Origin of the sequence: Dactylosporangium sp. CA-052675 (genome assembly GCF_050947935.1) — a bacterium.
In the GTDB taxonomy this organism is placed as follows: domain Bacteria; phylum Actinomycetota; class Actinomycetes; order Mycobacteriales; family Micromonosporaceae; genus Dactylosporangium.
This window is the reverse complement of sequence record NZ_CP192010.1, coordinates 5553611-5567853: the sequence shown is the minus strand read 5'-3', so window position 1 is coordinate 5567853 and position 14243 is coordinate 5553611. Positions and strand designations below refer to the sequence as shown.

The 14243-nt window shown below is 74.9% G+C and carries 11 protein-coding genes and 1 pseudogene; 4 read left to right on the top strand and 8 right to left on the bottom strand.

Features of this window, described 5'->3' with window-relative positions:
* Positions 1-216: 216 nt before the first annotated feature.
* Both ACQP1P_RS25530 and ACQP1P_RS25525 read left to right on the top strand, forming a co-directional pair.
* Positions 217-1095 (top strand): hypothetical protein, encoded by an 879-nt coding sequence (locus tag ACQP1P_RS25530; protein ID WP_433073418.1) that lies wholly within the window; start codon positions 217-219, stop codon positions 1093-1095.
* A 19-nt stretch (positions 1096-1114) separates the two neighbouring features.
* On the top strand, positions 1115-1420 hold the full coding sequence (locus tag ACQP1P_RS25525) for a WXG100 family type VII secretion target (RefSeq protein ID WP_433073415.1): 306 nt from the start codon (positions 1115-1117) through the stop codon (positions 1418-1420).
* Positions 1421-1456: 36 nt separating this feature from the next.
* Here ACQP1P_RS25525 and ACQP1P_RS25520 read toward each other — a convergent pair whose 3' ends face one another.
* The 3 genes and pseudogenes from ACQP1P_RS25520 to ACQP1P_RS25510 all read right to left on the bottom strand — a co-directional run.
* Complete coding sequence (locus ACQP1P_RS25520; RefSeq protein WP_433073412.1) at positions 1457-2563, bottom strand: FAD-dependent oxidoreductase; 1107 nt, start codon at positions 2561-2563, stop codon at positions 1457-1459.
* On the bottom strand, positions 2482-2883 hold the full coding sequence (locus ACQP1P_RS25515; RefSeq protein ID WP_433073409.1) for a hypothetical protein: 402 nt from the start codon (positions 2881-2883) through the stop codon (positions 2482-2484). The genes ACQP1P_RS25520 and ACQP1P_RS25515 overlap by 82 nt, the downstream gene beginning before the upstream one ends.
* Positions 2884-2918: 35 nt before the next feature.
* A pseudogene (locus tag ACQP1P_RS25510) lies at positions 2919-3335 on the bottom strand (MFS transporter); the annotation flags it as partial.
* An 81-nt stretch (positions 3336-3416) separates the two neighbouring features.
* Here ACQP1P_RS25510 and ACQP1P_RS25505 point away from each other — a divergent pair.
* Positions 3417-3992: a TetR/AcrR family transcriptional regulator gene (locus ACQP1P_RS25505; protein ID WP_433073406.1), complete on the top strand. Its 576-nt coding sequence runs from the start codon at positions 3417-3419 to the stop codon at positions 3990-3992.
* Positions 3993-4000: 8 nt separating this feature from the next.
* Here ACQP1P_RS25505 and ACQP1P_RS25500 read toward each other — a convergent pair whose 3' ends face one another.
* Complete coding sequence (locus ACQP1P_RS25500; RefSeq protein WP_433073403.1) at positions 4001-6127, bottom strand: ArnT family glycosyltransferase; 2127 nt, start codon at positions 6125-6127, stop codon at positions 4001-4003.
* Between the two features lie 97 nt (positions 6128-6224).
* Here ACQP1P_RS25500 and ACQP1P_RS25495 point away from each other — a divergent pair, with 97 nt between their 5' ends.
* Positions 6225-7373, top strand: coding sequence for an epoxide hydrolase family protein (locus tag ACQP1P_RS25495; RefSeq protein ID WP_433073400.1), 1149 nt, complete (start codon positions 6225-6227; stop codon positions 7371-7373).
* A 4-nt stretch (positions 7374-7377) separates the two neighbouring features.
* On the opposite strand, the gene ACQP1P_RS25490 is transcribed toward ACQP1P_RS25495, so the two are convergent.
* The 4 genes from ACQP1P_RS25490 to ACQP1P_RS25475 all read right to left on the bottom strand — a co-directional run bounded on the left by ACQP1P_RS25490 (position 7378) and on the right by ACQP1P_RS25475 (position 14102).
* On the bottom strand, positions 7378-7932 hold the full coding sequence (locus ACQP1P_RS25490) for a Uma2 family endonuclease (RefSeq protein ID WP_433073397.1): 555 nt from the start codon (positions 7930-7932) through the stop codon (positions 7378-7380).
* A gap of 96 nt (positions 7933-8028) precedes the next feature.
* Positions 8029-12081: an FtsK/SpoIIIE domain-containing protein gene (locus ACQP1P_RS25485; RefSeq protein ID WP_433073394.1), complete on the bottom strand. Its 4053-nt coding sequence runs from the start codon at positions 12079-12081 to the stop codon at positions 8029-8031.
* 384 nt (positions 12082-12465) lie between these two features.
* Complete coding sequence (locus ACQP1P_RS25480; protein ID WP_433073391.1) at positions 12466-13599, bottom strand: hypothetical protein; 1134 nt, start codon at positions 13597-13599, stop codon at positions 12466-12468.
* The gene (locus ACQP1P_RS25475; protein WP_433073388.1) at positions 13596-14102 is read right to left on the bottom strand and encodes a sigma-70 family RNA polymerase sigma factor; all 507 of its coding nucleotides are present in this window, start codon (positions 14100-14102) and stop codon (positions 13596-13598) included. The genes ACQP1P_RS25480 and ACQP1P_RS25475 overlap by 4 nt, the downstream gene beginning before the upstream one ends.
* Positions 14103-14243: the final 141 nt, after the last annotated feature.

The following is a 14243-nucleotide window of genomic DNA, read 5'->3' as shown; positions in this document are numbered from 1 at the left end:
CTTCGCATGTGCCCCCGGGTTGTCCGGCCTCGCCTCGACCACGATCGAGGGCCCGCTCCGGTTCACGCCCGCGCCCGGGCAATCACGCCCCGGGCGGCGCCGTGCGGGCGGCGCCGGTCCGGACCGGGGCGGAGCGGCGGGCGGTGAACCGGGAGCGGGGTTCGCACGTGGTCGTGGCGGGACCCCGGTCGGCGGGGGACCGGTCAGGAGAGTGCCGTGCCCGACTTCGCGATCGACTACGGACTGCTGCACCAGGCCCGCAAGGACCTCCACGACCTGGCCGACCGGATCGGGCCGCGGCTCGGGGACACCGTCTTCTCGCAGGTGGGCAGCATCGAGTACGGCGACAGCGACAGCGTCTTCGGCAACGAGACGCTCGCCGAGAGCTTCCGCAGCCTCTACCGCCGCGCCCAGCACCCGATGAGCAAGGCCGAGGACGACCTGCGCGAGCTCGGGGACATCTTCGGGGCCGTGGCCGACGGCTACTTCGACGTCGACGCCCAGATCGCCGACGGCATGGGCATGATGGGCTCCACCCTCGACCTCGACCGGTGGAAGGACAAGAAGGCCGAGTGGGACTACCTGCAGAGCCATCGCGGCGACTGCGTAGCCGGGCCCGACGGCACGATGCCGGACTTCTGCTCGGCGACCGACCCCGGCCCGCCGCCCACCGACATGACGATCAACACCGCCACCGGGTCCGTGCACACGCACCTGACGCTGGACGAGCACAACAACGTCATCAAGGAGGAGACGACGGTCGTCAACGGCGACCAGAGGTACACCTCCACGACCACGTACAGCGACGGCGGCAAGAACTACACGACGGACACCGTCTTCAGCGACGGCAGCAAGACGCACTCGGTGACCACGACCGGCGACAACGGCTCGTCGACGACCGACACCACCGACCAGGACGGCAAGACCACGCACACCGTGATCGCGCTGAACCCCAACGGCGGCGGCACGATGACCGTCAGCGAGCCGGACGGCACCGTGACCGAGTACTCGCGCCCCGACCGGTACGCGAAGTGGGACGAGACCAGCAAGACCAGCCCCGAGGACGACACCTACTACCCGACGCCGATGTACTGACCGGAATTGGAGCCGAGCAATGCCCAACATCTCCCTCGACTACGACAAGATCGAGGCGACGTCGACCCGCCTCGACGGCGCGGTCCGCGACATCCTGCCGATGCTGGAGTCGCTGCGCAGCGACGTGTCGAACCTGCTCGAGGACGGCCTGGTGTTCCAGCAGTCCAGCCCGGCGATGAAGGAGTCCTACGAGAAGTTCAACACGTCGCTGCTCGCGGCGATGAAGGGCATCAACGACTTCGCGAAGCAGTTCCGCGACATCCGCACCTCGATGGAGGAGATGGACACGGACATGGCCGGGAAGATCCGCTCCGCCGGCAGCTGAGCCGGCGGCCGGCGCCGCGACGGGGGCGGCTCCGGGTCACGACTGCTCGCCGTAGCCGAAGTCCGGTACCTCGGCCGAGAGCAGGAACTCGGCGCCGCCCTCGGTCACCTGCTGCATCCGCGCCGAGCGCGGGAGCATCGTCGCCTCGTAGGCGCGCACGGCCTCCCCGACGCTCCCGTGGTGCGCCAGCGCCAGGGCCAGCTCGCAGCCGTCGAGCATGGCCAGGTTGACGCCGACGCCGAGCGGCGGCATGACGTGGGCGGCGTCGCCGAGCAGGGTCACGGCGGGGTTGTGCGTCCACGTGTGCGGGACGGGCAGGGCGAAGATCGGGCGGTCCACGTACGGCCCGTCGTTGTCGGTCAGCATCCGCCGCAGCCGCGGCGACCAGGCCGCGTAGGACTCCAGCAGCCGGGCCCGGATGCCCTCGGTATCGGCGATCGTCAGGCCGCTCGCGGCGATCCAGTCGACGGGCGCGCGCTGGATGACGTACACCCGGATGTGCCCGCCGCCGTTGCGCTGGGCGAAGAGCCCCCGCTCGCCGTCGGCCGCGGCCGCGCTGCCCCCGCCGACGAACTCGACGAGGTCGGGGTGGCGCTCCTGCACGTCCCAGAACCAGGCCTCCAGGAAGCTGACGCCGCTGTACTGCGGTACCGCATCCGAAACGGCGGGCCGCACCCGCGAGAAGGCGCCGTCGGCCCCGATGACGAGATCGGTTTCGACGGTCGTGCCGTCGGCGAAGCGGAGCTCACCGCGGCCGCCGACGGACTCCAGCGCCCGCCCCCACCGCACGGTGCCCGGCTCGAGGGAGTCCAGCAGCAGGTCGCGCAGCCGGCCGCGGTCGATCTCGGGCTTGAACAGGTCGCCGGCCTCGGGGACGGCGTGGAAGAGCAGCTCGCCCCGGGCGTCGTACTGGCGCATCTCCTGCCCCTCGGGCCGGGCCAGCGCCAGGAACTGCTCGTGCAGGCCGGCCTCGCGCAGGGCGAGCTGGCCGTCCTCGGCGCGCAGGTCGAGGGTGCCGCCCTGGTCGCGGGCGTCGCGGCTGGGGTCGCGGTCGTAGACGGTCACCGCGACTCCGTGGCGCTGGAGGATGCGGGCGCAGGTGAGGCCGCCGGGGCCGGCGCCGATGATCGAGATGCGGGCCATGACTGGGCTCCATTCCGGACGCTGCGAAGCGGGACCTCCTCGATGCGCGCGGCGGCGATCAGGCCGGCGACGCACACGAGGAGCGTGACGAGGAAGATGTGCCGGACGCCGGTGGCGATGCCGGCCGGGTCGGCGGCGTGCCCGGCGGCGGCGTTGGCGAACAGGGTGCCGAAGACGGCCACGCCGACGGAGCCGCCGAGCGTGCGGAACAGGTTCGTGGCGGCCGAGGCGGCCCCGAGGTCCCGCGGCGCGACGCTGTTCTGGGCGATCGTGGTCGCCATCTGCATGGTGCAGCCGAGGCCGGCACCGATCAGCGCCATGCAGACGCCGGTCGTGGCCCGCGAGGTGTGCTCGGGATGGCCACGGTCATGCCCTGGTACCGCCCCCGCTCCCGCGGCGGCACGAGCGCCCCGATGAGCGCGAAGGCCCCGGCGCCGAGCCCGCCGGCCCCGATCCCCTGCAGCGCGCGGAACCCGATGAGCTGCCCCATCGAGTGCGCGGCGCCGGCGAGGCCGGAGCCGGCCAGGAAGAGCGCGATGGCGGCCAGGAACACGTGCTTGCGGCCGTGGAGGTCGCCGAGCTTGCCCCAGACGGGCGTGGAGATCGCGGTGGTAAGGGTGTACGCCGTCACGACCCAGGAGATGTGGGCGAGCCCGCCGAGGTCGCCGACGATCGTGGGCATCGCGGTGCCCACGACCATGTTGTCGAGCATGGCCAGCAGCATCGCCAGCATCACGCCGAGCAGGACCCACCGTACGTCCACGTTCCGCATGACGCTCAGAAAAGCAGACAGAGTGCAAAAGTGCAATGAGTCAACTTAGTGTCTGATGCCACTCTCGGGTATGATCAGCCTATGACCGAAGCCCCGCCGGGACGGCGCGAACGCAAGAAGGCCGCGACCCGGCAGTCCATCGCCGACGCGGCCCTGCGGCTGTTCCTGGAGCGCGGCTACGACCAGGTGAGCATCCGCGACATCGCCGACGCCGCGGACGTCTCGACCACCACGCTGTTCAAGCACTTCCCGAGCAAGGAAGCGCTGGTGTTCGACATGGACGAGGACCGCGAGGCCCGGCTCGTCGCCGCGGTCCGCGACCGGCCCGCCGGGACGGACGTGATCGAGGCGCTGCGCGGATACGCGCGCGCCCACTGGCTGCCGCTGGCCGCCGACCCGCGGCTGGCCGCCTTCACCGCCCTCGTGGACGCGACGCCGGCGCTGCGGGACTACGCCGAGCGCATGTGGTCCCGGCACACGGACAGCCTGGCCGCCGCCATCGCCGAGGCGTGCGGCGCGCCGGCCGGCGACGTGGCCAGCGCGACCCTCGCCCGGTTCATGCTGCAGATCCCGGCCATCACCCGCGGCCGCCCCGACCCGGAGGCGGCCGTCGAGACCGTCTTCGGCATCCTGGCCGACGGCTGGCGCCCGGCCTGAGGGGCCGGTCAGCCGCAGCGGTACAGCTCCTGCTCACCGACGCCGACGTCGTCCCGGACCGCGGCGCAGGCCGCGCGCACCCAGTCGGTGATCGCGCTCGTCGTGCCGCCCGTGCGGCCCGGCCGGAACCCGAAACCCCCCTCGGCCCCGGGCAGCAGCACGTAGTGCAGCTCGCCGCGCGCGACGAGCCGCTGGACGCCGGCGAGGGTCGGGTTCGGGACGCTGCCGCTGAAGCCGCCCATCGGCAGGTAGGGCCGGCCGGTCGCCATGATGTACGGGGCGGCCGCGCTCCACGAGGTGGTGGCGGCCAGGTACCGCGCGCCGTCGCGGTGGGCGACCAGGTAGTCGTCGAGGCGGCGCTGGTCGGCCGTGAGCGTCTCGCTCGTCTCCCCGAACGGGCCGCCACCGAAGCCGCCCCCGGGCCCGCCCCGCGCGACCATCCGCCGGACGTCGGGCGGCTCGCCGCCGGGGAAGCCGCCGCCGGGCGTGCCGCCGCCCGGGAAACCGCCTCCCGGTGCGCCCGGCGGGCCCTCGGGTGCTCCGGCGCCGCGCCGGTCGCCGAAGCCGCCGCCGACGGGGCCGGCCGAGGCGTCGAACGCGCTGCCGCCGTAGCGCGGGTGCAGGACCGACGCGGCCCAGGCGCTCGGGGCGGCCACCGTCGCGGCGATCGCCAGCACCATCGCGGCGCGCAGCACGGCCCGGCGCGGCCGGGGCGCCCGCGGCACGGCGGCGGCGACCAGCACCGGCAGGGCGAGGAGCGCGGCGGCCGCGATCGCCCACGGCAGCCAGGGCAGGAAGTCGGGGAAGCGGAGGCTGAGGTACACCGCCCAGGCCACCTCGGCCACGACGAGCACCGGGAGCAGCCCCGCCGCGGCGCGCCCCCGCCACCCGGGCGGCGCCGCGGCGGACCCCGGCTGTGCCGCTCCCGGCGCCGGCCGGTCGCGCAGGCCGCGCCACCCGCGGACCAGGGCCGAGGCCGACAACACGGCCAGGGGCGGCGCGAGCGAGGCCATGTACGCGGTGTGCGGGATCATGATGGCGCTGAACACCGCGGCCACCGTGACGAGCCACAGGCCCCAGAACAGCAGGCCGGCGCGCTCGGGGTCGGTGCGCGGCGCCCGGCCGCGGGCGACGAGCCCGGCGGCCAGCCCGAGCACGGCGAGCGGGTAGAGCCAGCCGATCTGGGTGCCGTACCGCTGCCCGAAGAGCTTGGCGAGCCCCTCCTCCCCGCCCAGGCCCCGCCCGGCCGGCGGCTCGAACCCGCCGCCCGGGCCGCCGGGGTTCGCGCCGCCGGTGAACATCGACTCGACCGCGCCCGGCACGTGCAGCCCGAAGCGGTCGAAGCCGTTGTACCCGAACACCATCGCGAGAGCGCTGTTGTTCGTGCTGCCGTCGACGTAGGGGCGCCACGCGTCCGGGGTGAGCTCGTAGAGCGCCACCCAGGACAGTGACGCGGCCAGCATCACCGCCCCGGCCGCGCCGAGGTGGCCGAGCCGGCGGCGCCAAGGGCCGGGCGCGGCGACCAGGTAGGTCAGCGCCATCGCGGGCAGCACCAGCCACGCCTGCATCATCTTGGCCTGGAAGCCGACGCCGATCCACACGCCCGACAACAGCAGCGAGCGCAGCCGCCCCTCCAGCAGCGCCCGCTGGAACGCGTCGGCCGCGAGCACCAGGGCCATGGTGAGCAGCCCGTCCTCCATCGGGTGACCGAACATCGAGGCGACGACGGGGGTGAGCCCGAACAGTCCCGCGGCGAGCAGCCCGGCCGCCGGGCCGGCGAGACGGCGCCCGACGCGGTACATCACCAGCACCGCGACCACGCCCTCCACCACCTGCGGGAGGGTCAGCGACCAGGCGTGGTAGCCGAAGATCCGCGCCGAGATCGCCTGCGGCGCGAAGGAGCCGGCCAGCTTGTCGATGGTGACGGTCGCGCCCGGGTCCAGGGCGCCGTAGAAGAACGCCTTCCAGCTCACCGACATGCTCTTGGCCGCGACCGAGTAGAACAGCGCGAAGCCGCTGTCCCGGATGCGCCAGGCGTAGAGCACCGCGGCGAGGGCGGCCACGAGCAGCAGGGCGGGCCGGGCCCAGCCGGGCTGGCCCTCGGGGGAGCGCCAGAACCGAAATGCAGACGTCACGGGCTCTCCATGGCATATGTCCGGATGATCCGCGTCGGAGTCTGCCCGAACAACCTCAAAACGGGCTCGGAGTCCCGGCTCGAGTACGTTGTGTGTCATGGTCGAACCGTTCACCCCGCGCGCCTCGGCCGAGGCGCTGCAGGACCTCCGCACCCGGCTGCGGGCGACCCGCTGGCCCGACGCGCCCGAGGACGCCGGCTGGGGGCTGGGCGTCGACGTCGCGTACCTGCGCGAGCTTGTCGAGTACTGGGCCGACGGCTTCGACTGGCCCGCCCAGGAGGCCGCGCTCAACCGGCTGCCCCGCTTGCGGGCCACGGTCGGCGGCCGCGGCATCCACCTCGTGCACGCCCGCGCGGCCGGCCGCCGCGACGCGCTCCCGCTGCTGCTGTGCCACGGGTGGCCGGACTCCTTCTGGCGGTACACCAAGGTGATCCCGCTGCTGGTCGACCCCGGCGCCCACGGGGCGGACCCGGCCGACGCGTTCGACGTGATCGTGCCGGACATGCCCGGCTACGGCTACTCCGACCGCCCCACGGGCACCCCGCCCGACACGATCGCGGTCGCGGGGCTCTGGGCCGAGCTCATGAGCCGGCTCGGCTACGAGCGCTTCGGCACGGCGGGCGGCGACATCGGCAGCGGGGTGAGCCGCTACCTCGCGCTCGAGCACCCCGAGCGGGTCGTCGCCGTGCACCGGATGGACGCCGGACTGCCCGTCTTCACCGGCGACCGGGCCGAGCTGGCGCCCGAGGAGCGCGCGTTCCTCGACTCCGCCGCGGCCTGGGGCGCGGCCGAGGGCGCCTACGCGGCCATGCACCGCACCAAGCCGCAGACGGCCGCCGCCGCGCTCAACGACTCCCCGGCCGGGCTCGCCGCCTGGATCGTGGAGAAGCTGCGCTCCTGGAGCGACTGCGGCGGCGACCTCGAGAGCGTCTACACCAAGGACGAGATCCTCACCAACGTGACCATCTACTGGCTGACCGGCACGATCGGCTCGGCGATGCGGATGTACGGCGCGAACGGCGCCATCCCGCCCGAGCAGCACGCCCGCCGGGTCGAGGTGCCGTCGGGCTTCTCGCTCTTCCCGGGCGACCTCGTCCGCCCGCCCCGCGCCTGGCTGGACCGCATCGCGAACGTGACCTACGCGGCCGAACCGCCTCGCGGCGGCCACTTCGCCCCGTTCGAGCAGCCCGAGTCCTACGCCCGGGAGCTGCGCGACTTCTTCCGCCCCTACCGCAGTCCCGCCTGACCGATCAGGAGATGTCGGGTGCGGTGCTCAGCAGCCAGGCGAGGGGCTGGGCGCCGCCGGGTACCTGTTCGTACTCGGCGGTATCGGGGTTGAGGACGTGCCGATGCACCGACGTGGTGCTGTCACGCTCGACGAACCAGTACTGCGGAATGCCGGCCTTGGCGTACTCGGTCTTCTTGATGATCCGGTCGACGACCTCGGAACCCCGGGACACGACCTCGACCGCGAGGAGGAGTCCAACTGTGCCGGCGTAGCTCGAACGAGCCGCGCGCGGCGGCAGATCCTTCGCCCACACGGTGATGTCGGGGACCCTGCCACCGCCGACGTCGATGCCGCAGTCGGTGACCACCTGCTCCGGGCCGTAGCCGTTGGCGAGGAACCAGGCGAACATCCGGGACACGAGCGGTGCGTGATCGGGATCCGCTGGCGGCATGACGGACAGGACTCCCTCTGGGCTCAGCTCGTAACGGTGATTTTCGTCAGCGGCAGCCATCGCGGCGAGGTCGTCCAGCGTCACATGGGTCGGCATTCCCGCACCCACGGCTTCGGCGCTCATCATGCCTCCCCTCTACGTTGTGCGTCTCGAGGCTACATCGTTGGTGAACCGTTGCAGATGAGTTGGCGATGCAACGCGCCCAGCAGAGCTTTTCCAGATTCAGTCCTCGCGGAGCATGGTCAGGGGGATCTGCACCGCGATCGCGGCGCCGCCCGGGCCGCCGGTGAAGGCGCGGCCCGGCGGGGCGGCCATGCGCACCTGGCTGCTCACCAGCCGCGCCCCGATCGCGTCGCCCTCGGTGATCGAGCGCGGGGTCAGCAGCAGGCCGCGGCGCGAGCGGCGGGCCGCGGTCAGCCAGCTGCCGAGCGCGATCGACAGCGCGTCCGCCGCGCCCGCGTAGACCACCGCGCGGCCCCGGTCGCGCCCGCCCGCGGCCACGTCCCGCAGCACCTTGTCCGCGGCGGGCGCGGTGAGCAGGTCGGCGTCGTCGACCAGGACGACGACCGGGCCGCCGAGCTCGTCCAGCGCCGCGGCGACCGCGTCGGCCGCGGGGTCGGGATCGTCGAACAGGCGCACCCGCGGCTGGCGGCCCAGGGCCCGCAGCGGCGAGTCGCGCGGCGTCAGCACCACGAGGCCGGTGCCGCCGGTCAGCAGCGACACGGCGATCGCCGACAGCGCGTTGCTGCGGCCCGAGCCGGCCGGGCCGCCGACGAAGAACGCCGACGTCGCCGTCAGGTCCGCCACGACCGCGCCGCCCTCGTCGCCGCCGACGCCGAGCAGGGCCTGCATCGGGCGGCGCTGAGCGTCGGGCACGAGCGCGTACGCGCCGGTGAAGTCGACCCGCCCCGGCAGGGCCGCGACCGGGAACGGCCGCGCCGCCGGGGCGGTGGCCGGCAGCCGGGCGCCGATGCGGCGGATGGCCTCGGCCTGGGCCTGGCCGCTGTCGTCGGCGTCGAGCAGGGCCACCTGGGTCTCGGTGCGGCTCAGCACGTGCCAGCCGCGCCCGGGCACGATCGTGCCGGGCACCTTGCTGGGCAGGATGCCGACGAGCTGGTAGTCGTTGCGGTCGGCCTGGCGCAGCAGCAGCTTGTGGTCGTTGTGCGCGGCCAGGCGGCCGCCGAGCAGGGCCCGCTCCGAGGTGGCGATGACGTGGATGCCGGCCGCGGCGCCCTCGCGCACGAGGCGGGTGATGTCGGTCAGCAGCCGGCCCTGGTCGTGCTCGTCGAGGATCGGGGCGAGGGCGTCCCAGCCGTCGACGAAGAGCAGGATGTGCGCGGGCCGCTCGGCCTCGGGCAGGCGCCGGCGCAGCTCGACGATCCCGGCCGCGTTGGCGTTGGCGCTGCGCTCCTGGCGCTCGGTCAGCTCGCGGCCGAGCCGGCGCAGGAGCCGCTCCAGGCGCTCCATGTCGTGCCGGGACACCACCGCACCGCAGTGCGGGAGCGTCTCCAGGGCGGCGAGGCCGCCGCCGGCGGCGTCGATGCCGTACATGTGCACGTCCGCGACCGCCGCCCGCCGCGCCGCCGAGGCCGCGATGGTGCGCAGGACCTGGGTGCGGCCCGAACGGGGCGCGCCGACGACGTAGAGGTGCCCGAAGGTGGCCAGGTCGACCGTGGCCACCCGCCGCTGCTGCAGCGCGGGCACGTCCTCCAGCGCATAGGGGATGGGCGCGGGGACGCTCGCGTGCCGGTCGTCCGGCGTCGGTACCGCCGGCAGCTCCTCCAGCAGCACGGCGTCCTCGAGCGCCGGCAGCCACGGGCTCGGCTGGGCGACGAAGTCCTCCAGGCGCTCGGCGGCCGCGCGAACCGCCTCGACCAGCGCCTGCAGGTCCGTGGGGACGACCGGCCCGGGCAGCAGCGGGTCGACGTCCTCGGCGACCAGCTCGACCGGCCGGCCCAGCCGCTGCCAGGACAGCTCCGCGGTGCGGACGGGCTCGGACCGGCGCACCGGCGCCTCGTCGGGCGGGCCGGGCCGCTCGGCGCCGACCCAGGCCGCCTGGAACGGTACGGCGCTGCGGTGCCCGGCGCGGATGAGCGCCCGGCCCGGCGTCCCCGGCGAGATGTGCACGGCCTCGCCGGTGTCGATGATGTCCTGGCTCTCCACCGTGTCGGTCACCCGCAGCGCGATGCGCAGGTTGGTGTTGGCCTTGATGTCCGGGGTCACGGCGCCGGCCGGGCGCTGGGTGGCCAGGATCAGGTGGATGCCCAGCGACCGGCCCCGCTGCGCGATGCTGATCAGCCCCGGCACGAAGTCCGGCAGCTCCCGCACGAGGGTCGCGAACTCGTCGATGATGAGCAGCAGCCGCGGCAGCCGGGCCAGGGACGGGTCGGCGGCGCGCTTGGCCCGGTAGGCGGGCAGGTCCTTCGCCTCGGCCGCGGCCAGGATCCGCTCGCGGCGGCGCAGCTCGGCGCCGAGGGAGTCCATCGCCCGCTGCACCAGGTGCGCGTCGAGGTCGGTGACCATGCCCAGCGTGTGCGGCAGCTGCGCGCACTCCCGGAACGCGCTGCCGCCCTTGTAGTCCACGAGCACGAAGGTGAGCTCGTCGGGCCGGTTGGTCGCGGCGAGCGAGGCGACGAACGACTGCAGCAGCTCCGACTTGCCGGAGCCGGTGGTGCCCGCGACCAGGCCGTGCGGGCCGTCGCGGACCAGGTCGAGGCTGAGCGGGCCGTCGTAGCCGCTGCCGAGCACGAACGTCGTCGACGCGGGCCGGCGCCGCCAGCGCTCCAGCAGCCCCTGCGGGTCCGGGGGCTCCTGGTCGAGCAGGTCCAGCAGCCGCACCTCGCGGGGCAGCCCGGCGTCGTGCTCGGGGCTCACGTCCCGCAGCGGCGCCAGGGCCCGGGCCAGCCGGTCGCACCAGGCGACGGGCACGAGGTCCGCGCGGATGTCCCTGAGCGGGGCCGTACCGGTCCGCCGCAGCGTCAGCGTGCCGGCCTCCGCGACCACGACCGCCCCGCACTCCTCCGGCAGCAGCCGCTCCTGCTCGTCGAGGCAGACGCTGAAGATCCGGACCCGGGGCCCGTCGGCGAGGATCTGCACCATGCCGGGCACGTCGCGCAGCGCCCGCGCCCCGTCCACGACGACGAGCAGGTCCGGGTCGGTGAACATGGCCCGGCCCATCGACGAGCCGAGGACCCGCTGCCGGGCCTGCACCTGGGCGACGAGCTCGGCGACGCGGTTGGCGATGCTCTCCGGGTCGTTGCCGACGGCCGCGTGGGGACCGTGCACGCCGCCGGGGCGCAGGTGCGGCAGCCACCGTACCCAGCCCCAGCCCTCGGCCCGCTCCGGGCTGGTGAGCACGACCACGCGCAGGTCCCGCGGGCTGTGCAGCACCGCGGACTGGGCCACGAACCAGCGGGTGAGCGCCTGCACCGGCTCGGCCGCGCCGACCACGCCGAGGACCCCGCACTCCGGCAGCTCCAGCCCGACGGGCACGTCCCGGATCGTCCAGCGCACCGTGCGGTGGTTCTCGTCGCGGGCCGGGTCGTCGATCTCCTTCACCGACGGCACGTCCACGGTGCCGAGCCGCAGCAGCAGGTGGTCCGGGTCGCGGCGGCGCCGCTCCCAGAGCCGGGCGCCGGGGCCGGTCGCGATGAGCCCGACCGTGGCCGGGTCGGGGCCGGTGACGCAGCGCACCTCCCGCTCCCGGCGCACGGCCGCGTCGATCTCGACGGCGAGGCTGCGCATCCGTTCGGTGTACCGCTGCTGCTGCTCCTGGTGCTGCTTGCGGTTCGTGCGCCGGCCGACCATCCAGTTCGTGATCGCCATGACCGGCGTGAACAGGATGAAGACGAGGTAGAAGTACGAGTGGAAGACGCCGACGAGCACCAGGCCCAGCACGACCGGGGCCAGCAGGAGCAGCATCGGGAACGGCTGGCGGGGCGCGCGGCCCGGCGGGACCGGCAGCCGGACGCGCTCGGCGTCCAGGTGCGGGGCGATGCGCGGCGGCCGGTTGTAGTCCAGCCCGAAGCCGTCGGCCGAGGTGGTCACGGCCGCGTCGGGCTCCACCGGCGCGCTCAGCCGCAGCAGGGCCGGCCCCACGCACAGGTCGGCACCGTCGGCCCAGCGCCCGCCCGGCCCGCCGCGGCCGCGCCGCTGGGCCGTGGGCAGGCCGGTGACCGGGTGCGGGTCCGGCGGCGGGGTCACGTCCGCGGGCCGCACGCCGTCGTCGAGCCGGCTCATGTGCCAGGCCGCGGTGCCGTCCGGCGCGACGGTCACCCACAGCCCGCCGGGCGGCGCGTCCGGGCCCTCGAGGCGGATCGCGCACCGATCGCCGGCGCCGATCTCGTGGCTGCCCGCGCCGAGCAGCCAGGTGGCGCCCGCCCCGGGCCCGGAGACCAGGTGGACCTCGGCGAGCAGCGGGCCGCCGCGGGTCAGGTCGGTGCGCCCGCCGGCCGATGGTGCCGCCCGGGCGGATGCCGCTGCCCCGCACGGGGGCCTCGGGCTCCAAGCGCTCCCGGCCGAGGTAGACGCGGCGACCGGCCGCGGCGACCGGGCCCTCGACGGCCTCGGCGAGGCCCCGCACCGTGGCGCCGTCGGGCACCTCGACGACGTGGTCGCGGGCGGCGCGCTCGTCGGCGTCGTACGCGGTGAGCATGAGCTTCATGCGGTTCCCCCGGAGCGCCGCCCGACCGCCGCGTCGTCGAACGCGGGCTCGGCGAACTCGTCCACTGTGGTCGGTTGCTGCGCGGGCACGCCGGTGACCGCGGTGGCCGGGTGGTGCGCGGACACGCCGGTGACCGCGGCCGGCTCCTCCGCGAACTCGGCGAGTTCGGCGACTTCGGCGAGCTCGGCGAACTCGGTCCGCTCGCCCGGCCGCTCCACCAGCGACACCGCCGGCGGCAGCACCGGCGGCGAGGCCGGGGGCGCCGATCGCAGCAGGCGGGCGACGGCCTTGGGCAGCGCCGCCGTGTCGATGTCGAGGGGCACGCCGGCGATGCGGATGCGGCCGCCGCGCTCGGTGGTGACGAGCCGGGCGTGGCCGTGGGCGCCCCTGACGGCCAGCACGCGCACGCCCCGGCCGACGGGCTCGCCGGGCGGCTCCGGGCACACGACGAACATCGTGTCCGGGGTGGGCCCGGCGCCCGGGAAGCGCGGGTGGACGCCGGCGGTGACCTGGACCCGGCCCGGCCGGGCGCGGTCGAGCTGCGCGGCCATCGCCTGGATCAGGGCGCGGGCCGTGCGGGGGTCACCGGCGCCGGCGGTCAGCGGCGGGCCGGTATCCAGGTCGAGGTGGACGACGAGGTCACGCTGGGCGATGCCGAGGACGACCGGCTCACCGGCTCCCTCGCCGTCCAGCCCGGCGAGGTCGGCGAGGTCGGCCCACCACAGGCGCGGGTCGTGCTCGTCGGCGGTGAACGGCTCCGGGGCGGTGCCCGGGTCGCGGCCGGCGAGCAGGACGCCCGCGGCCGCCGGGCCGACGAGCACGGCGTAGGGCTGGGCCGGGCCGGTGGCCGCGGCCTGCAGCGCCCGCCGGACGGTGCCGCGGGCCGTGGGGTCGGCGAGGGCTCTGGTGAGGCGGCGGAGGTTTCGGCGGTACCGCAGCCACGCCCGGACCGGCCGGACGAGCGCCGCACCGGTGAGCGCGACCTCGCGCCGCCCCTGCCGCAGCACGGCCTTCCAGCCCCCGGCACGCCGCACCGCGCGCGAGGCGAGCACGAGCGCGAGGATGAACAGCCCCAGCCCGCCGATGAGCAGACTGATCGGCCCCCGGTTCCGCGAAAAGAACTCGATCATGCGGCCTGGTCCAGGACGGCGCGCAGGGCGCGGACGGCGTTGTGGGTGCGGCTCTTCACGGTGCCCGGCGGGATGCCCAGCCCGGCGGCCACGTCCTCGCCGGCCCGGCCGAGCAGGTGGACGTGCACGAGGATCTCGCGCTGGGCGGGCGGCAGCCGGCGCAGCCCGTCGACCAGGACGACCCGGTCGCAGACGGTGTCGGCGACGTTGACGGCGTCGGGCCGGTCGGCGACGAGCTCGGTGGCCAGCCCCACGGGCACGGCCCGGCGCTTGCGCCACGCGTCGATGACGAGGTTGCGCGCGGTGCGGAACAGCCACATCCGGATCGGGCGGTCGTCGTGGTCCAGCCGGTCCGCGTCCTGCCAGGCCCGCAGCAGCGTCTCCTGGACGATGTCCTCGACGTGGTGGGGGTCCGCCGCGACGAGCGACGTGACGTACCGGTGCAGGGCCGGCCGCTGCCGCTGCAGTTCGTGGCCGAGACAGGGACGCTCGACGGTGCTCAAACGAGGTTCCTTCCGCGCGTTGCCGAGTGGAATGTCCCTGTTCCCGGCTGACGGAAGATGAACGCCGCGCGACCTGGCGGCCACGCAGCCGCGACAAGTCATTGACGTCGATGTGTTCGTGACCGTTAACATGATCATCGA